At 71.9% G+C, this 18,636-nt stretch carries 18 protein-coding genes, 1 tRNA gene and 2 pseudogenes; 3 read left to right on the forward strand and 18 right to left on the reverse strand.

Annotation, left to right across the window (positions count from 1 at the left end):
* Window positions 1–184 precede the first annotated feature (184 nt).
* The 8 genes and pseudogenes from ABTW87_RS20725 to ABTW87_RS20760 form a co-directional block, all read right to left on the reverse strand.
* Window positions 185–775, reverse strand: a complete 591-nt coding sequence (locus ABTW87_RS20725; RefSeq protein ID WP_350652483.1) for a hypothetical protein — start codon at window positions 773–775, stop codon at window positions 185–187.
* A 578-nt stretch (window positions 776–1,353) separates the two neighbouring features.
* Window positions 1,354–1,641: a DUF7660 family protein gene (locus ABTW87_RS20730; protein WP_350652485.1), complete on the reverse strand. Its 288-nt coding sequence runs from the start codon at window positions 1,639–1,641 to the stop codon at window positions 1,354–1,356.
* Between the two features lie 857 nt (window positions 1,642–2,498).
* Window positions 2,499–3,150 (reverse strand): annotated as a pseudogene (locus ABTW87_RS20735) (integrase core domain-containing protein); the annotation flags it as partial.
* Window positions 3,151–3,270: 120 nt separating this feature from the next.
* Window positions 3,271–3,514: pseudogene (locus ABTW87_RS20740) on the reverse strand (helix-turn-helix domain-containing protein); the annotation flags it as partial.
* Window positions 3,515–4,097: 583 nt separating this feature from the next.
* Window positions 4,098–4,634 carry a hypothetical protein gene (locus ABTW87_RS20745; RefSeq protein ID WP_350652486.1) on the reverse strand — a complete coding sequence of 179 codons (537 nt, stop codon included), beginning with the start codon at window positions 4,632–4,634 and terminating at the stop codon, window positions 4,098–4,100.
* The gene (locus ABTW87_RS20750; RefSeq protein ID WP_350652488.1) at window positions 4,631–5,383 is read right to left on the reverse strand and encodes a DUF6338 family protein; all 753 of its coding nucleotides are present in this window, start codon (window positions 5,381–5,383) and stop codon (window positions 4,631–4,633) included. The genes ABTW87_RS20745 and ABTW87_RS20750 overlap by 4 nt, the downstream gene beginning before the upstream one ends.
* A gap of 11 nt (window positions 5,384–5,394) precedes the next feature.
* Window positions 5,395–5,568: a hypothetical protein gene (locus ABTW87_RS20755; protein ID WP_350652489.1), complete on the reverse strand. Its 174-nt coding sequence runs from the start codon at window positions 5,566–5,568 to the stop codon at window positions 5,395–5,397.
* A gap of 132 nt (window positions 5,569–5,700) precedes the next feature.
* Window positions 5,701–5,784 (reverse strand) — tRNA-Tyr (locus tag ABTW87_RS20760).
* A 148-nt stretch (window positions 5,785–5,932) separates the two neighbouring features.
* Between ABTW87_RS20760 and ABTW87_RS20765 the strand changes: the two genes are divergently transcribed.
* Window positions 5,933–6,427, forward strand: coding sequence for a YajQ family cyclic di-GMP-binding protein (locus ABTW87_RS20765; protein WP_350652490.1), 495 nt, complete (start codon window positions 5,933–5,935; stop codon window positions 6,425–6,427).
* 233 nt (window positions 6,428–6,660) lie between these two features.
* A complete protein-coding gene (locus tag ABTW87_RS20770) occupies window positions 6,661–7,359 on the forward strand; it encodes a YoaK family protein (RefSeq protein WP_350652608.1) in 699 nt (232 codons plus the stop codon).
* A gap of 25 nt (window positions 7,360–7,384) precedes the next feature.
* Here the strand turns inward: ABTW87_RS20770 and ABTW87_RS20775 are convergent, their stop codons facing one another.
* From ABTW87_RS20775 to ABTW87_RS20820, 10 genes are all read right to left on the reverse strand, one after another.
* A complete protein-coding gene (locus ABTW87_RS20775) occupies window positions 7,385–7,855 on the reverse strand; it encodes a GNAT family N-acetyltransferase (protein ID WP_350652491.1) in 471 nt (156 codons plus the stop codon).
* A gap of 106 nt (window positions 7,856–7,961) precedes the next feature.
* Window positions 7,962–9,221 (reverse strand): MFS transporter, encoded by a 1,260-nt coding sequence (locus tag ABTW87_RS20780; RefSeq protein ID WP_350652492.1) that lies wholly within the window; start codon window positions 9,219–9,221, stop codon window positions 7,962–7,964.
* Between the two features lie 140 nt (window positions 9,222–9,361).
* On the reverse strand, window positions 9,362–10,237 hold the full coding sequence (htpX, locus tag ABTW87_RS20785) for a zinc metalloprotease HtpX (RefSeq protein ID WP_350652493.1): 876 nt from the start codon (window positions 10,235–10,237) through the stop codon (window positions 9,362–9,364).
* Window positions 10,238–10,383: 146 nt separating this feature from the next.
* Window positions 10,384–11,919 (reverse strand): NADH-quinone oxidoreductase subunit N, encoded by a 1,536-nt coding sequence (locus ABTW87_RS20790; RefSeq protein ID WP_350652494.1) that lies wholly within the window; start codon window positions 11,917–11,919, stop codon window positions 10,384–10,386.
* Window positions 11,916–13,442 (reverse strand): complex I subunit 4 family protein, encoded by a 1,527-nt coding sequence (locus tag ABTW87_RS20795; protein ID WP_350652495.1) that lies wholly within the window; start codon window positions 13,440–13,442, stop codon window positions 11,916–11,918. Before ABTW87_RS20795 ends, ABTW87_RS20790 begins: the two co-directional genes overlap by 4 nt.
* A 67-nt stretch (window positions 13,443–13,509) precedes the next feature.
* Window positions 13,510–15,459 carry an NADH-quinone oxidoreductase subunit 5 family protein gene (locus ABTW87_RS20800; protein WP_350652497.1) on the reverse strand — a complete coding sequence of 650 codons (1,950 nt, stop codon included), beginning with the start codon at window positions 15,457–15,459 and terminating at the stop codon, window positions 13,510–13,512.
* Window positions 15,456–15,812, reverse strand: coding sequence for an NADH-quinone oxidoreductase subunit NuoK (gene nuoK / locus ABTW87_RS20805; protein ID WP_350652498.1), 357 nt, complete (start codon window positions 15,810–15,812; stop codon window positions 15,456–15,458). Before nuoK ends, ABTW87_RS20800 begins: the two co-directional genes overlap by 4 nt.
* Complete coding sequence (locus ABTW87_RS20810; RefSeq protein ID WP_350652499.1) at window positions 15,809–16,312, reverse strand: NADH-quinone oxidoreductase subunit J family protein; 504 nt, start codon at window positions 16,310–16,312, stop codon at window positions 15,809–15,811. The genes nuoK and ABTW87_RS20810 overlap by 4 nt, the downstream gene beginning before the upstream one ends.
* Window positions 16,309–16,959 carry a NuoI/complex I 23 kDa subunit family protein gene (locus ABTW87_RS20815; RefSeq protein ID WP_350652500.1) on the reverse strand — a complete coding sequence of 217 codons (651 nt, stop codon included), beginning with the start codon at window positions 16,957–16,959 and terminating at the stop codon, window positions 16,309–16,311. The genes ABTW87_RS20810 and ABTW87_RS20815 overlap by 4 nt, the downstream gene beginning before the upstream one ends.
* A 73-nt stretch (window positions 16,960–17,032) precedes the next feature.
* The gene (locus tag ABTW87_RS20820) at window positions 17,033–17,470 is read right to left on the reverse strand and encodes an ester cyclase (RefSeq protein WP_350652501.1); all 438 of its coding nucleotides are present in this window, start codon (window positions 17,468–17,470) and stop codon (window positions 17,033–17,035) included.
* A 94-nt stretch (window positions 17,471–17,564) separates the two neighbouring features.
* Here ABTW87_RS20820 and ABTW87_RS20825 point away from each other — a divergent pair, with 94 nt between their 5' ends.
* Window positions 17,565–18,626 carry a glutathione S-transferase family protein gene (locus ABTW87_RS20825; protein ID WP_350652502.1) on the forward strand — a complete coding sequence of 354 codons (1,062 nt, stop codon included), beginning with the start codon at window positions 17,565–17,567 and terminating at the stop codon, window positions 18,624–18,626.
* Window positions 18,627–18,636 lie beyond the last annotated feature (10 nt).

Raw genomic sequence — 18,636 nt, forward strand, 5'->3', positions numbered from 1 at the left:
CTTCCGTGTACTTCGATGGACGCCCCAACGGGGGACACCCCTTCCTCTGGACCAACATCCAGTCTCAGGGTGTCCACATCTCAGGGGGAAGCCCAACCCTGCACGGGGTGCTGACCGATCATGGATAAGGCTAACGGCATGTCCGTGCTTGCCAAGGCGCTGGTTGTCGAAGCGGGCCGCGGACTCAGGAACTCTGCCCACGATGCTCAGCAACCCGGCTAGGAGAGCCTCCCCGGCGACGGTTTGTCGATCCGCCTTCCCGGCCGGCTTTGAGATCGTAGATCCATTGCCTACTAACACCGGCCGCTGCGGCGATCTGCGTGACACCCAAGCCCGCTTGCAAAGCGCCGCCGACAGCACCGTTGAGAGCGTCTCTCGCAACCCTCAGCCGGCTCTCGATCTCGTTAGCGGAGCCAGCTGCATCCCTTATCAGCCGAAGCGAGCGGATGCGGTCTAGAGCCACGTCACTGTCAACGACGTGGTCGCGCCGCAGTTGATAGCCCGATGAGGTTGGGTGTCGCTCATGTACAAGGTCGAAGACCTCGAAGGCGTAGTCGGCGATGGCTTGCCTCGACTCCACGCCGTCAGGCCAGGTCCCCAGGGACTTGGACCGCAGCCCTCCGTCGCGCATGGCGCCCTGGTACAGCGAGTACCTCGGGAACTCGCCCCGAATCCGCAGTTCCACCACAGAGAGGTCAAAGTAGTCGCGGCCGGTGGCTATGAAGCTCCAAGCGATGGCTGCACGGGCGCTGGAGAACCGGTGGGGTTCGCGCACGTGCTCTAGAGCCCAATGACTCTGCATCCATCGAGTGGAGCAGCACGCCGGTCCAGCGTCAAGTAGGTTGACAGTGGACGTGACGGCTGCGTCGTCGTGTATGCTCCTGTTTCAACAGCTAAAAGGACCTCTGTCAACCGTTGATCTTCAACGGGGGGCAGGGGTCCTTTTTGTCATTTCGCCGAAGGAGGACGATGCAACCGTCGCTGATCAACTTCCTCGTACACGAGGGGGTGCGGACGGTCCGGGACGCTTTGGGGAGCTCAGCCCGGACCGCCCGCCTGTGCGCGCTGCTGATGACGACCGTCATAGCAGCCACTGTCTTGCTCTGGGCCTGGCACACGTTCCAATAGAACGTCGCCCAAGCGGGGAGACAAGACAGACAACATTACCGCCCGTGTGGGCTCCGCTGGTAGGTGGCGGAGCCCACCAGCGCAACGTCACCGCCAGAGCCGACTCGACAACGTGGCTGCCGCCTCGCCGCCTCGCCTCGCCGTTCTGTCTAGTCCCACCACATGCTTGACGAATCCGTCCCACCAGATGCTTGACGGTTGTTAGGACTCTTGCTTCGGCGAGGGCTACTCGCGGCCGGTGGCCATGACGAGGGCTTCGGTGAACTGCTTCCAGGTTGGTTGGTCGGGGAAGTCGTCCCCGCGGTTGCGGTAGAGGGCTGGCAGGGCTTTGAGCGAGGACTCGAGTGCGTCCAGGAAGCGTTCGAGGGTGTGGTTCTCCCACTCGGTGGGGTGCGCGCGCAGGTCGGTGAGCATCCGCGCGACGATGTCGGCCGCATCGGTGTTCGTGGTGACGTGGTCGACCTCGTCGGGGCGGATGTTGGCGAACCTGCCGGTCTCGTATGCGCTGCTCATCGGGTCATCGTGCCTGTCCTGTAGGGGGAGTCGGTATTTCGGGGTCGGCTGGCTTTGACGTTGCGGACGGGCTGGTGAGTGGTGCGGCGGACGGTGCGAATGCCGTCGTCGCAGGTGATGGCGAGTTCGGTGTCGGTGACGTCGATAGTGACGGTCTTGCCGGCGTGGACCCGACCGAGGGCCACTTTCTGCCCGACGACCATGACCACGCCGGTGTTGTAGGCCCGCCGCTGGACCTGAACGGGTCCGGTTGCGGGTCGCGGGGATGGTCCGGCGGGTCGAGCCCCACGCAGCCGGGCCACCTCGGCGGGGGCCAGCGGGTTGGGTCGGGTGCGCAGCAGGTGCCGGGTGTCCAGGTCGAAGAAGCTCAGCGTCTTGTCCTCGACGCGGACGCCGACGCGCCGGCCGCCGAGGATCTCGGCGGCCAGGACGATGTGCTGCCCGAGGGAGACGTGACCTGCCCGGCTGATGGTCCGTTCGACCTCCACCGCTTCACCGGGTGGCGCCGGCGGCAGAGGCGGTTCCCCAGCTGGGCGCCCGCCCTGGCGCAGCAGGGCGGCGAGGTCGGCGGCGGACAGGTGTGAGCGCACCGACTTGAGCCGGGTGCCGGCGATGAGGAGGTGGATGACATCCGTGTCGGCCCAGAACGTGACCGTCACACCGGAGCGGGCCGGGCCAAGCCAGAACTGCTTGCCCGCGACTTGCAGGTTTCCCGACGGTGGCACGATGCGGTCGAACTCCACCGCCCCGGGCGTCACCTGCGCTGGCGGTGGAAGCGGAATCGGCGGTGGGGCAAGGGTCTGGTCGACGGGCTGAGTGAGCCGGGAAGGCAGCTTCACCGGCACCACCTGCTCTGGGGCGGGGGTGAACCGGTCGGCGGGAAAGGCCATGTCCAGGGACTGGTGCGGCCGGTCGGTGTTGTATTCGTGCCGGAAGGCGTCCACGGCAGCCTGAACCGTGTCCAGGTCGGGCCAGACCAGCACCTCGTCCAGGAGTTCCCGGCGCAGGGTCTGATGGAACCGTTCCACCTTTCCCGTGGTGGTCGGAGATGCTGGCTGGGTGAGCCGGTGGATGATGCCGTTCTCCCGGCAGATCCGGTCGAACATCACCTCCCCGCCCTTGCCGAACCGGTCGGTGAACTGCTTGCCGTTGTCCGTCAGCACCTCCTCGGGCACCCCGAACCGCTGCAACCCGTCGGCGAAGGCCATGCAGACCGCCCGGCCGGTGGCCCGGCGCACGACCTGGGCGATGACGCAGAACCGGGAATGGTCGTCCACCCCGGTGACGACCTTCGCTTCGGTGCCGTCGGCGAGCATGATCCCGCCGGCGATGTCCATCTGCCACAACTCCATCGGCCGAGCCCGCTGCCAGCACATAGTCCTTACGGCCCCGGCGCCGCTTGGCCGGTTCGATCAGGCCGTGGCGGACCAGGATCCGATACACCGTCATCCGCGACGGCACCGGATCCGGACACCCATGCCGGCCCAACTCGAACGCGATCCGCCGCGCGGGGGGGGGGGGGGGCGGGGGCGGGGCGCGGCGGGGCGGGGGGGGGGGCGGGGGGGCCGGGGCCCCCCGGCCGCCGGCGGCCGCCCCCCCCCCCCCCCCCCCCAACCCCCCCCCCCCCCCCCCCCCGCGGATGACGCCGGCGCAGCTCACACACCAACGCCTCCACCTCCGCCGACGCCTGATGCGCACACCCCTGCGGCCGCCGAGACCGGTCCTCCAACCCGACCAGGCCTACCCCGGCATAGCGGGCCCGCCAGGAATGGATGGTCTGCCGGGACACCCCGGTCCGGGCTGCCACCTCCACCACGGGTTCTCCGGCTTGGACGGCGAGGACCGCCCGATACCGCTGCTCCACGATCGGCAACTCCACCAGCGCCAATCCCGGCCTCCCCAGCCCGCGATGACCGCAACCATCACGCGATGAACGAAGCCGATATCGATCATGTCAAGCATCTGGTGGGACGCGAGTGTCAAGCATGTCCCGTGACGGGACACTCGCCTCGCCGTTCACATTGCCGAATTGCGCTTTTTGGATCAAGGCGGCCCGCAAGCGGGCCGCGACGGCCCGGCCCCGGCCTGCCGGCGACCTCCGGCCGGCATCGGCCGGGCCGGCCGGCCACGATGGCGAGCACCGGGGCTTGGGAGGCTGGGGCCGTACGATCGCCATCGGGGTTGCTCTCCATCGTTTGCGGGGCGATCGCTGCCGCGCAGCAAAGTTGCTTGCCCCCGAATCACTCCGGCATCGTCCGTGGTTCCACAACGACGAGGACAAGGGCCTGAGCCATCCCCGGGTGCCCGATCCTCTACGCCCCCCGGCCGGCGTCAAGGGCGCTCCGCGTCGGCGCACCGATGGCGTGCGGCCACCCTTGACCCCGACCGGGCGCCGCAGTCCATGGCACCTATGCGGGGACGGGACCAGAGTGGCGACGCCGCGAGACCACGGCGGCTTAGCGCCTCTCCCCGTCGCGGTTACGCCAGATTGAAACGATCCCGGAAGCGCCGACGACGACAGCTGCAACGCCCCCAATTGGATAGAGAATCTTCTCCAAGGAGTCGAGTTCAACCTCCCTAACCAGCGGGGCCACAGACTGCCCCAGTCCACCAAGGATCAATGCGCAGCAGAACACGTAGACCTTCGCATGGCCACGTAGCAGCATGCCAACCACACCAAGCGCGATGCCGAGACCAACGAGGATCAGAACCACCGAACTGAAGATCAGGTATGGCGATCGAGGCAATAGGCCCGCCGCGGCCCCGAAAAGATAGAGAATCGCGACCGCTACAAGGTTAGCCACGACGTTGACGGCAACATCCCTGGTGAACCTTATTCCGGGCGATTGCTCCCCGGGTCGATCGACCGGTCGGCTTAGCGTTCCTCGTTCGCCGCCTTGCCGGCGTAAGTGGTAGAGATACGCTCCTACCCCCAGCATCAGTACCGGAACGACGCCAGCGAGGACGGCTGCGGCGACTGTCCAACCAGTCATGCAGCGTTGTCCCCGCTGGGATCCAGTGGTCCTACCCGGTGTCCTTCCAGATCCTCGCCCGCGTGAAAGTGCTTCACGTCGAGTCGCACGATATGACGCGCGGAGACAACGGAGAACTGAGCGTCGAGTGGCGTCGTTATGCCGCCCTTCGAAGTGACCGACAACGGTGCGGAGAGCAGGATTTCCCTATCCTCCTTCTCCTCGAATGCCGGGTTGAAGGTGTAAACCCGTCCCTGGATATAGCTACCGTCGTCCATCTGGACGCCGACGAGGATCGGGCCCGGATCCTCATCGTCATACATGTGCATGACCGCGTACCAGGCAGACACCGTTTCGATGTCGGTGTCCTTCGAGCCAGTCACCCAGCGCAGAACCCGGGAACGGCGAATCGACCGACTACGCCACACCACCCGGGGGTCTGCGGCCAAGAGGCCAACCAAGATCGCTGCAGCGAGGACAGCGACCGACCACCACGTCAGGTTGACGTGGTGATCCCTTGCATATCCAACCGGATCCCGTACCAGCCCTCGTACGTTAACCGTGTGCGTCGGGGCCAGCGCCCTCAATCCTGCATAGAGCAAGCCGACGGTGGCGAGGCACAGCACGCTGGCAAAGACGACCCTTAGGGACTCCCGAAAGGCCGAGAAGGGACGATTCGGTGTCGTCCGCTCGTGGCGCAGGACGTAGGCGAATCCCGGCGCTAGGAGTGCCACAAAGAGCACTAGGCCGAGGAGCGTGGAGGGCACCACCTCGGAGGCCGCTACTCCTTCATCTGCTTCGGCTGGCTGTCGGACGCCTGGGGAGTGGTCTTGGCAGGCCGCGCCGGCTTCTGGGCCGACACCACCATCTGCTGCCCTCCACGCTCGGAGAACTCGCCCGTCCTGCGGCCGACGATCGCCTCCCGGCCGGTTCGCTGCTCGCGCCCCTCGGCCATCTCACCCTCCCGGTTCGTGCCCGTTGCGTGCCCGATGGGCCGGACAAGCACGGGCAATCAAGGTCATCTGAATATGGAGACGACGAAGGCCCCTGGCTAGCGTTTCCGCAGGTCAGAGGCCTTGCCGTTCCCTGGTGGCGGGTAGAGGATTCGAACCTCTGTAGCTTTCGCGACGGATTTACAGTCCGCTCCCATTGGCCGCTCGGGCAACCCGCCAGGGCACCCACCGCGTAGTGACGCGGCAGCGGAAGCAAGGATAGCGGCTGCCCCCGGCTCCGGTGCAACCGGGTACCGTCAGGGGGTCGTACCGCCGGTCAGCGGTGCACGGAACAGGACAGACCGCCCGGACAACAGGAGCATCAGCATGGCAGCCAACCCGTCGTTCGACATCGTGAGCAAGGTCGACCGCCAGGAGGTCGACAACGCCCTCCGGCAGGCGGAGAAGGAGCTCGCGACGCGGTTCGACTTCCGGGGCACGGGCGCCGAGATCTCGTGGTCCGGCGAGGAGGCGATCAGCCTGCAGGCGGAGACCGAGGAGCGGGTCCGGGCCGCGCTTGAGGTCTTCAAGGAGAAGCTGGTCAAGCGGAACATCTCGCTGAAGTCGCTGGACGCGGGTGACCCGCGTTCCTCGGGCAAAATCTTCAAGATCGACTGCAAGGTCATCCAGGGCATCGACTCGGACAAGGCCAAGGCGATCAGCAAGAAGATCCGCGACGAGGGCCCGAAGGGCGTCCAGGCCCAGATCCAGGGCGACCAGCTCCGCGTCACCGGCAAGAAGAAGGACGACCTGCAGGCCGTCATCGCCATGCTGAAGGGTGAGGACTTCGGCGTGGCGCTCCAGTTCACCAACTACCGGTAACCCCGGGCCGCGGCTGGTCGGCGCAACGCTGGACCGCGCCGGCGACGCCAGCGAAGCCGCCAGGTACGCGACGAGATCCGTACCCGGTCGAGGGGCGCGTCGACGGCCTGCCGCAGCCCCTGAGCGATGGTGCGACCGGCGGCGGGGCTTGCCGCCGGCACCGCGGGCCACGGCGAACATGATCGGTGCAAGCACGGGAAGACCTGCCCTCTCGTCAGAGAGGAGGCAGCCGGATCGCCGAGACGGACGCGGACGTCGACGCCCTGTCGCAGCGGGCCGTGGGGCGTCGACTCGTGGTGCTGGCCGCGGCGGCCGGCTGCCTCGACGTCTTCTGCGTGACCCGGCTGGGCGGCTTCTTCGCAAGCGTCATCACCGGCAACGTGGTGCAGTTCGGGCACGCGCTCGTCGCCGCCGAGGCCCGGCTGGTCCTGGGCGGGGCCGTCGCGGTCCTCGCGTACACGTCGGGCGTGGCCGTCGCCACGTTTTCGCTGCGCCGGGTCGAAGCGGGCTGGCAGGGGCGGACGCGCCGGGTGCTGGCCGCCGAGTCGCTGCTGCTGGCCGGCGTCGCCGCCGGTTGGTGGGCCACGAACGGCCACCCCGGGTACGCCGCAACACTGGCGCTGCTCGCCGGTGCCGCGGTCGCCAGCGGCGTGCAGAGTGTGGTGACGATCAGCTCCGGGATCCGGGGCGCCTCGACGACGTACCTGACCGGCTCGCTGACCGGGATGGTGCGCAACCTGGTGCTCGATCCGCACCGCTTCGCGGCGGGTGCTGGCGGTGCCGCCCGGTTGCTGGGGCTGCTGGCCGGAGCGGTGCTCGGAGCCGCTGCGCTGCGGGTGGCGCCGCGGTGGACGCCCGTCCTGGCGGCGGCGCTGGTGGCGGTCGTCGCGGTCGGCGCCCGTCCCCGGCGGACCCGGCTGCCCGGCCGGTAGCGCCCGGGTGCCGGCGGTCCACCGGTCAGGCGCCGCCGGGGTGGCTCAGCCAGACGTACGCCACGGGTTGCCCCTCGTTCCACTGCGCGGCCTGCTCGGCGGGCACCGGCACGAACCCGGCTCCGGCGTAGCAGCGCAGCGCCGGGACGTTGTCCGGGTGGACCCGCATGAACACCGCCGGGTGGTACGCGAGCCCCGCCGCGGTCAGCCGGGTCACCAGGTCCCGGCCGAACCCGCGCCCGCGCTGCGCGGGCGCGACGATCAGGCGGGCCAGCTCGACCTCCGCCTCGTCGTCGTCGACCCACAGTTCTCCGTACGCGACCGGCTCGCCGTGCTCGACCGCGACGTACGCGATCACGTCCGGCGCGGCGGCCCAGCCGGCGACGACGTCGGGCGTGACGTCGTCGCGGGAGCACCAGCGCCGCGACTCCTCCGCCGACCCGGCCCAGCCGGCCACCACGGGCGCGTGCGCCGCCTCGAACGCCGTCAACTCCATCGCGTACCGCCTCCGCCGCCACCGGACCGGGCGCCGATGTTACCGCTGCGCGGGGTGTTAACAGGGGACCCTTCCTCTACCGGAGGCGTTAACAAGGGGCCCTTCCTTACACCGCGGCGGGGTGGGGGGTGCGGGCGGATTCGGCCTCCGCGCGGGCGATCGGCCCGGCGGGCAGGCCGGCGACCACCGCTCCGACGGCGACCGCCGCCCCGGCGAAGAGGAACGCCCAGGGCACGCCGCCGGCGTGGTCGATGATCAGGCCGGCGACCGCGCCGCCGGCCGCGCTCGCGCCGACCGACATGGTCACCACCCAGGTGTACGCCTCGTTCAGCATGCTGGTCGGCGAGATCCGCCCGACCAGGGTGTTCTCCAGGGTGAGCGCCGGGGCGATGGTGGCGCCGCCGATCACCAGGGCGATACCCAGCGCGGTCGGGGTGCGCATCATCGCGAACACGGCGAAGCTGGCCGCGACGGCGGCGAGCAGCAGGGCGAACTGCCGGCTCATGTTGCTGGCCGCCCGGCGGGTGCCGAACCACAGGCCGCCGAGGGCGCTGCCGACGCCCCAGACGGCAAGCAGCACCCCGGCGAGGCTGTTCGGGTCGTCGGCGGTGTAGCCGGTGGCGAAGGCCGGCACGATGACGCCGGCCGCGCCGAAGGCGATGCCGAGGCTGGCGACGCAGAGCAGCAGCGCCGGGAAGCCGGCGACGCCCAGCGGCCCGAGCCCGCGCGTGTGGTGCTCACGCGGGTGGGGCCGCCAGCCGCGCATGACCTGGCCCAACGCGACGGCCGTGGTGCCGGCGAAGGTAACCACGGCCGAGCCGACAAGTGCGGCGCCCGCGTCGGCGAGCAGTACGAACCCGGCGACGAGCAGCGGGCCGAGCACGAAGACCAGTTCGAAGAGCGTGGTCTCGGCGGCCAGGGCGGTGTTGCGCAGGTACCAGCGGCCGGTGGCGGGTGCGGTGAGGTCGTTCCAGGCGCCGCGGATGGCGGCGGTCAGCGGCGGGTACGTGGCACCGGCCACTCCGGCGGCGACGAAGACGTAGCCGAGGCCGATCGTCTCGGTGCGGGCCGCCCAGAGCAACCCGAGCAGGGCCAGCGGGTGGGCGACGGCGGTTCCGAGCAGCACCGGGCTCGGCCCGATCCGGTCGGCGACGCGGCCGGCGACCGGGCTGAGCGCGGCCCCGGCCAGCGCGTAGATTCCGCCGGCCACGGCGGCGAGCGAGTAGCGGCCGGTGACCTGCTCGACGACGAGCAGCAGCGCCAGTGGTGTCATGCCGATGCCGAGCCGGCCGAGGATGCCGGTGACCAGCAGCATCGGCGCGCCGGGGATCCGCCAGACGCCCAGGTACTGGCGCAGTGCGGCCACGGCCGACCTCCAGGGATGTAATGAGCGGGAGCCCCTCCGACCCTAACGCCGGCCGGGCCGGCGCAAAACGTGTTATCGCCTACCCCGGACACGGCCGCACCCCGCGCCGACACGGCGCGGGGTGCGGGCGGACGGTGGGGTCAGCGACGGTAGCGGATCGGGCCGGTGTCGGCCGCCATCTGCTCCAGCCGGGCGACCCGCTCCTCCATCCGGGGGTGGGTGGCGAAGAGCGCGGCCACCCCGCCGCCCTTGAACGGGTTGTCGATCATCAGGTGGGCGGTGCTGGTCAGCTGCCCCTGCGGCGGCAGCGGGCGGGCCTGCGTACCGAGGTGGATCTTGCGGAGGGCGCTGGCCAGGGCCAGGGGGTCCCGGGTGAGCTGGGCGCCGGAGGCGTCCGCCTGGAACTCCCGGCTGCGGCTGATCGCGAGCTGGATCAGGGTGGCCGCGATCGGACCCAGGATGATCGTCAGCAGCAGCACCGCCGGGTTCGGGGCGTCCTCGTCGTCCCCGCCGCCGAGCGGGATGAAGAACGCGAGGTTGGCCAGTGCGGTGATGATGCCGGCCAGGCCGGCGGCCACGCTGGAGATGAGAATGTCCCGGTTGTAGACGTGTGACAGCTCGTGCCCGATCACCCCGCGCAGCTCGCGGTAGTCGAGGATCTCCACGATCCCCTGTGTGACGCAGACGGCCGCGTTCTGCGGGTTACGACCGGTCGCGAAGGCGTTGGGCTGCGCGGTCGGGCTCACGTACAGGCGTGGCATCGGCTGCCCGGCCTCGGTGGCCAGTTCCCGCACCATCCGGTACAGCTCGGGGAACTGCGCCTCGCTGACTGGTTGCGCCCGCATCGCGCGCAGCGCGAGCTTGTCGGAGTAGAAGTAGGTGATGCCGTTCATCACCAGCGAGACGACGACGGCGATGACCAGTCCGCCACTGCCGCCGAACCAGTAGCCCACCGCCAGGATCAGGGAGGTGAGCAGGCCCAGCAGTAGGGCGGTCTTCAGACGGTTGTGGTGCACGATGACTCCTTCGGTGCGCGGAGCGCGAGGATCCGCTGACCGGTTCAACAACACCGGTACCCGTCAACCATCCGCGGTATGACTGTGAGTTGCCTGGGAGCGCGACCAGCGAACCCCCAGGTCAGCGCGGTCAGGGACCGGCCCGCTCAGCGCGCGGCGAGGTCGAGCACGAGCTGCGGTGCGACGCCGATCACCAGGGCCGCCACCGTGGCCGCCACCAGCACCGCCGCGACCGGCCAGGCCCGGATCGCCAACGCCGGTCCGGCCGACCCGGGACCGCCCGGCACGTGGTCGTTCGGTGCCGGGCCGTCCGCCGCGGGCACGGCGGGGGCGGGCGCCGCCGACCAGAGCAGGGCGGCGACGCGCAGATAGTAGGCCAGGCCGATCACCGCGTTGACCGCCACCACCAGGGCGAGCCAGGCGGCACCGCCGTCGAGCAGTGACCGGACCACGGTGACCTTGGCGAAGAGCCCGGCGAGCCCCGGCGGCAGGCCGGCGAGGCCGACCAGCGCCAGCGCGAGCGCCACCGCCACCGCGGGACGCCGCCGGGCCGCGCCGCGCAGGTCGTCGAGCGTGCCGCCGTCGGCCCCGGCCGGCCGCAGCGCGACGACGGCCGCGAAGGCCCCCAGCTCCAGGACCACGAAGAAGACGGCGTACGCGACGGCGGCCGCGTACGCGGCGGCGCGTGCGTCGTCGGCACGCCCGGCGGCCAGCGCCAACGCGCCCAGCGGCGCGAGGATGTAACCGGCCTGGGCCACGGACGACCAGGCGAGCAGCCGGACGGTCCGCCGCTGGCGCAGCGCCACCAGGTTGCCCACGGTCATGGTGAGCACCGCGAGCAGGGCGAGCACCGGGCCGGTCACTCCGGCCGGCAGGGCGTGCTGCACGACGGCCAGCAGGGCCACCACCCCGCCGAGCTTCGAGGCGGTCGACAGGTACGCGGCCACCGGCAGCGGCGCGCCGTCGTACGTGGCGGGCGCCCAGGCGTGGAACGGCACCGCGGCCACCTTGAAGGCCAGCCCGAGCACGATCAGCGCGACGGCGGCGGTGGTCAGCGGCAGGTCGAGCAGCTCCGGCCGCTCGGCGAACAGGGCACCGAGCCGACCCAGGTGCAGCGCACCGGTGGCCGCGTAGAGCAGGGCCGCACCGAGCAGCGTCAGCGTGGTGGCGACCACACTGACCACGAAGAACGTCACCGCGGCCTCGACGCTCGCGAGACTGCCGCGCCGCAGGCCGACCAGCACGTACAGCGGGAGGGTCAGCGTCTCCAGGGCCACGATCAGGGTGATCAGGTCGCCGGCCGCGCCGAGCACCACGCCGCCGGTCATCGAGGCGGCCAGCAGGAAGCAGTACTCCCCCGCCGGCGTCGTACCGGCCCGCAGCAGCGGCCCGGACAGTCCGAGCACGCCCAGCGTGAGCAGCGCGACGACCACGGCGACCAGTGCGGCCCGGCCACCGAAGACGTACGAGCAGTCGGGCCCGACGCAGAAGGTGCGGCGCTCTTCGGCCGCGCCGACGAGGACCGCGCCGACCACCGTGGCGGTCGCGCCGAGCGCGGCGGCCGCGACGGTGACCCGGGTACGGGCGACCAGGAGGTCGGCGAGCAGCACCAGCACGGCGGTGCCGGCGGCCAGGTACGCCGGGAGCAGCGCCACGTTGTCGACGCTCTGCACCACGCTCATCGCAGCACCTCCACCAGGGCCTCGACCGGCGCCTCGGCGACGCCCAGCACCAGGGTCGGTGCGAGCCCGACGGCGAGCGCGAGCAGCACCAGCGGAGCCCAGGCGGCGAGTTCGGCCCGCGCCACCCCGGGGGTGAGCGGCTCGACGGCCGGGCTGGGCCGCCCGTGGGTCACCTGGCGCAGCAGCCGCAGGAAGTACGCGGCGGTGAGCGCCCCGCCGACCGCCGCGAGCGCGGCGAGCGTCAACCAGAGCGGGCCGCCGACGCGTACCGCGGCGACCACGGCGAACGCCTCGCCCCAGAAGCCGGCCAGGCCGGGCAGGCCGAGCGAGGCGACCGCGGCGAAGCCGAGCAGCCCGGCCAGCCGGGGCGCGGTCTCCCGCAGCCCGCCCAGGTCGGCCAGGTCGCCGGTGTGCGCCCGGTCCTTGACGGCGCCGGCGAGGAAGAACAGCAGGCCGGTGATGATCCCGTGCGCGACGTTGCCGATCAGCGCGGCCTGCAACCCGGTCGCGGTGAGCGTGGCGACGCCGAGGAGCACGAAGCCCATGTGCCCCACGCTGGAGTACGCGATCAGCCGCTTCAGCTCGGTCTGCGCCAGGCAGACCAGGGAGCCGACCAGGATCGCCGCCACCGCCAGCACGCCGAGCACCGGCGCGGCCCAGCGGGCCCCCTCGGGGGCGACGCCGACCGCGATCCGGATCAGCCCGTACGTGCCCATCTTGAGCAGCACCCCGGCGAGGATCACGCTGCCCACGGTGGGCGCCTGGGTGTGCGCGTCGGGCAGCCAGGAGTGCAGCGGCCACAGCGGGCTCTTCACCGCGAAGGCGATCGCCAGCAGGGTGAACGCGGCGAGCTGGGTGCCCCGGGACAGCCCGGCGCCGCCGGTGAGCGCCACCACGTCGCCGGTGCCGGCCGCGGCGACCACGACGAACACGCCCACCAGCAGGAGCACCGAGCCGAACAGGGTGTAGAGGGCGAACTTGCGGGCCGCCCGCCGCCGGTCCGGCCCGCCCCAGCCGGCGATGACCGCGTACATGGGCAGGAGGACGACCTCGAAGAAGACGAAGAACAGCACCAGGTCGAGGGCGAGGAAGGTGCCGAGGATGCCCACCTCGACCACCAGCAGCAGCGCCACCAGGGCCCGGCCGCTGCCGCCGTCCGGGACCTTCCAGAGCGTGTAGCCGCAACAGAGCAGCGTGAGCAGCGCGGTAAGCACCACCAGGGGCCAGGAGATGCCGTCGACGCCGAGGTGGAAGCGCAGGTCCAGCCCCGGCACCCAGGGCAGGTCCACCCGGTGCCAGGGACGGACGGCGGCGCCGGAGGCCGGTGCGGCCGGCAGCGGCGCGTAGGCGAACCAGCCGGTCTCCCGGCCGGCGACCAGCGGCAGTGCGGCGAGCAGGGTCAGCGCGGCGACCGCGGTGCCGACCACCCGGGCCGCCCGGTCGTTCCGGACCACGGCGACCACGGCCGCGCCGACCGCCGGCAGCGCCAGCACCACCACCAGCAGGAACTCACCGAGGCTCACCACACCACCTCACTCGGATCGGCGGTGGCGGCGGTCGCCACACCCGCCGGCCGGAGGCCACGACCGGTCATGCGACGCCTCCGATCAGCACCGCCGCCAGGCCGATCAGCAACGCGCCGGCCAGCACCCCGGCCGCGGCCCGGGGCAGCGCGGCCCGGTGCAGCACCGCCAGGCCGCCGCCGAGGCCGAGCGCGGCCCGGCCGCTGCCGGTGACCGCTCCGTCCACCACCACCTCGTCGGCGGTACGCGTGACCGCGGCGATCCCGCTCACCGGGCGTACCACCAGGGCGTGCTGGACGTCGTCGAGCCGGAACGCGCGGGCGAACAGCGGGCGGAGCGGACCCAGCGTGGTGGCCGGGTCGCCGGCCGGGTCGCGCCGCCAGCGGGCCCAGGCGAGCCCGGCGCCGAGCGCCAGCAGGGCCAACGGCAGCAGCACCGTCGGACCGACGTGCACCAGCGGCTCCGGGGGCAGCAGGTCGGACGGCCGCTCGCGGGTGGCGGGAACGAACGGCTCCAGCCGGCCGGCGAAGTCCCCGGAGAAGCCGGCGAAGCCGAGCAGGGCGGCCGGGACGGCGAGCAGCACCACCGGCCACCGCATCACCGCGGGCGGGTCGTGCGGCTGGACCAGCGGGGTGCGGGGCTCGCCGAGGAACGTGCGCAGCAGCAGCCGGGTGGCGTACCAGGCGGTGACCGCGACGCCGGCCAGGCCCGCCAGCCAGACCAGCCAACCCACCCAGGCCGGCGCCGGACCGCCGTGCAGCGCGGCGTCCTCGGCGGCGTACAGGACGTTGTCCTTGCTGAAGAACCCGGACAGCGGCGGGAGGCCGGCCAGCGCGCCGAGGCCGACCACGGTGCACCAGAAGGTCACCGGCATCGTGCCGCGCAGGCCGCCCATCCGGGACATCAGCGTGGTGCCCACGGCGTGGATCACCGCGCCGGCGGCGAGGAACAGCAGCGCCTTGAAGGCGGCGTGGGTGAGCAGGTGGAACAGCGCCGCCGCCGGCGCGCCGACCGCCAACGCGCCGGTCATGTAGCCGATCTGGGAGACCGTCGACCAGGCGAGCACCCGCTTGAGGTCGTCCTGCGCGGTGGCGGCGAGCGCGCCGAGCAGCAGGGTGACCGAGGCCAGCACGCCGAGCACGGCCAGCGCCACCGGCACGTCGGCAAAGAGCGGGAACAGGCGGGCGACCACGTACACGCCGGCGGCGACCATCGTCGCCGCGTGGATCAGCGCGGAGATCGGGGTCGGGCCGGCCATCGCGTCCGGCAGCCAGGTGTGCAGCGGGAACTGGGCGCTCTTGCCGGCCACCCCGGCCAGCAGGAGCAGGCAGGCCGCGGTCAGCGTCCCGGTGGCGTGGTCGTGGACGAGCACGTCGGCGATCCGGAAGCTGCCCGCGGAGACGCCGAGCAGCGCGATGCCGAGCAGGAATCCGACGTCACCCACCCGGGTGACCAGGAAGGCCTTCACCGCGGCGGCGGGCGCCTCGGGCAGCCGGCGGTCGTGGGCGATCAGCAGGTACGAGCAGAGGCCCATCACCTCCCAGCCGACCAGCAGCAGGATCAGGTCGCCGGAGACCACCACCAGCAGCATCGCCGCGGTGAAGAGGCTTACCTGCGCCGCGTACGGCGGGTAGCGGTGGTCGACGTCCACGTCGTCGTGCGGCCCGCGTTTCAGATAGCCGATCGAGTACACCTGCACCGCGAGGGCCACCGCGGCGACCGCGACCGCCACCAGCGCCACCGTCCCGTCCAGCCGGACGCCGAGGGTGACCGGCAGCCCGCCCAGGTCGATCCAGGTGCGGGACGCCTCGGTCGGGGTGTCGAGAACGGCGAGCAGCGCCACCGCGAGCGCCAGGGACGCCGCCGCGCCGGCCACACCCAGCGTGATCGCCGCCCGCCGGGCCGGCCCCTCACCCGTGGCCGAACCACGCGGCGACGGGGGCAGGAGCAGGCCGACGAGACCGGCCACCAGAGGTACGACCGGCAGCAGCGCGCCGAGCAGGACGGGTGTGCTCACCGGGCCTCCCCCGTCGACGCACCGGCGACGACGGCCGGGGTGGGCGCGGTCTCGGTCAGCGGCACCTCGTCCACCGCGACGCTGGCCCGCAGCCGGTACAACTGGAGGACGATCGCCAGCCCCACGCCCACCTCGGCGGCGGCCAGCACGATCACGAACAGCGCGAAGACCTGACCGCCGTGCGGCAGTTGGGTGCGGACCGTGGTGTCGGCGGTGACCAGGATGAGGTTCACCGCGTTGAGCATCAGCTCCACGGCCATCAGCACCAGCACGGCGTTGCGGCGGCGCAGTACGCCGTACACCCCAAGCCCGAACAGCAGCGCGGCGGTGACGTACGGGATGACCGGCCTCACCGCGACCGCCCGATGTCCGGCCGGGACAGGATGATCGCCCCCACCAGGGCGGCCAGCAGCAGCACCGACAGCACCTCGAACGGCAGCACCCAGCTGCGGAAGACCTGCTCGCCGATGCGGTCCGCGGTGCCGGCCGCCGGCAGCTTCACCGACGACCAGCGGTACGCGTCGACGAGCAGCGCGGCCAGCCCCAGCCCGGTGCCGCCACCGATCAGGGCGGCCGGCCAGCCGGGCCGATCGAGGTCGTCGGAGGCGCCGATCGGGGCGCGGGTGAGCATCACCGCGAACAGCAGCAGCACCACCACCGCGCCCACGTAGATCAGCACCTGCACCCACGCCACCAGCTCGGCGGTGAGCACCAGGTACATCCCGGCCACCGCCCCGAGGCAGACCACCAGGTAGAGGCCGGCCCGGACCAGGTGCTTCGTGGCCACCACAAGCGCGCCCGAACCGACCGCAAGCGCGCCCAGGGCGAGCAGCAGCGCGTCCGCGGCGGTCACGAGGTGGTGCCTTCCCCGGTGCCGGCACCTCCGGCGGGGCCCTGCTCGGGGCGTACCCGGGGGGCGGCCGGACGGGCGGCGGGGCTGGCCGGGACCGCGGCCTTGCGCGCGGCGGCGGTCTCCTCCTTCGCCGGCTCACCGTTCGGGTCGTGCGCGGGCGGCGGCGGGACGGTGCCCATCCACTCCCCGAGATGGTCCTTGTCGTGGAGGAGGTCCTTGATGTCGTACTCGGCGTACTCGAACTCCGGCGACCAGTAGAGCGCGTCGAACGGGCAGACCTCGATGCAGATGCCGCAGTACATGCAGAGGGAGAAGTCGATGTCGAACCGGTCCAGGACGTTGCGCTGGCGGGGGCGGGCCGCACCGGGCACCGCCACCTCCTCCTTGTGCGAGTCGATGTAGATGCACCAGTCCGGACACTCCCGCGCGCACAGCATGCAGACCGTGCAGTTCTCCTCGAGCAGCGCGATCACGCCGCGCGAGCGCGGCGGCAGGGCGGGGGCGACATCCGGGTACTGCTGGGTGGTCGAGCGGCGGGTCATCGTCTTCAGCGTGACCGCGAGCCCCTTGACCAGGCCCGCGCCGGGCAGGCCGCGCTCACCGGCGTCCGGGCCGCTGCGCTCGCTGGGGTCGGTCATGCCGACCATCCTGCCCTGTGCCCCCGGCGCGCGCGACCACCACCCGAGGGCGTCCCGCTGCCGGGACCACCGATCAGCCGGATCACGCCCCGGTCCCGCTGATCCCTCCCGCGGTGGGCGGGAGCATCTCCACCCCGAGCTGTTGGAGGAGCTGGAACAGTTCGTTGCAGCTCCACACGTCCACGATCCGGCCGGCGTCGTCGAAACGCAGGAACGTCGCCCCCGAGTAGCTGACCACCTGGCCGGTCGGCGGCACCGGACCGAACCGGCCGGCCTGGGTCCCGGCCGCCCGCCAGTGCACCGCCACCCGGTCGCCGCCCGCCACCAGATCGACGATCTTGTAGCGCAGGTCCGGGAAGGCCGACCGGCGGTCCCGGTGCCAGGCCAGCGTCGCGTCCGGTCCGGTGCCGCCGCCGAGCCCGGGACACTCCGGAGTGACCAGCTCGTACACCGACTCCTCGCGGCGGGCGTTCCACACGTCGGCGACGAACCGCCGCGCCGCCGCCTCCACATCGGTCATCGCGGCAGCCTAGTCCCGTTCGGCGGTCAGCGGGCCGACCGGGCGCGCAGCGGCCATGATGGGAAGCCAGGCAGACGCGAGCGGAGGGGGCGGCGTGACCGAGGACGGGACAGCGACCAGCAACGACGACGTGCTCCTGCGCACCGGCGGGAAGTACGTCGAGCCGGGCGGCGAGTTCACCCGCGACCAGCGCTACATCGCCACCCGGATCACCGCCGACGCCCGGGACGGCTGGCCGGCGGAGCCGGGGCGCTACCGGCTGGCGGTCAGCCGGGCCTGCCCGTGGGCCAACCGGCTCATCATCGTCCGGCGGCTGCTCGGGCTGGAGGACGCCATCTCGATGGCGGTGGCCGGCCCGACGCACGACAAGCGGAGCTGGACCTTCGACCTGGACCCGAGCGGGCGGGACCCGGTGCTCGGCATCGAGCGGCTGGCGGAGGCGTACTTCAAGCGCTTCCCCGGCTACGAGCGGGGCATCACCGTCCCCGCCCTGGTCGACGTGCCGACCGGGCAGGTGGTGACCAACGACTACGCGCAGATGAGCCTCGACCTGTCGACCGAGTGGACGGCGTACCACCGCGACGGCGCGCCCGACCTCTACCCGGCACCGCTGCGCGACGAGATCGACGAGGTCAACGCGCTCGTCTTCGCCGACGTCAACAACGGCGTCTACCGCTGCGGCTTCGCCGGCAGTCAGGAGGCGTACGAGCGGGCGTACCGGCGGCTGTTCGACCGGCTGGACTGGTTGAGCGATCGGCTGGCGGCGCAGCGCTACCTGGTCGGCGACACGATCACCGAGGCCGACGTACGCCTGTTCACGACGCTGGTGCGGTTCGACCCGGTCTACCACGGCCACTTCAAGTGCAACCGGAGCAAGCTGAGCGAGCTGCCGGTGCTGTGGGCGTACGCCCGGGACCTGTTCCAGACCCCCGGCTTCGGCGACACGATCGACTTCGACCACATCAAGCGGCACTACTACGAGGTGCACCGGGACATCAACCCGACCGGGATCGTGCCGCTCGGCCCCGACCTGTCGACCTGGCTCACCCCGCACGGCCGGGACGAGCTGGGTGGCCGCCCCTTCGGCGAGGGCACCCCGCCCCCGCCCCCGACCGCCGTGGAGCGTGTCGACCCGTCCCACACCCCGCTGCGCTGACGACAGCAGT

This window comes from Micromonospora sp. NPDC126480, from assembly GCF_040302465.1.
GTDB lineage: Bacteria > Actinomycetota > Actinomycetes > Mycobacteriales > Micromonosporaceae > Micromonospora.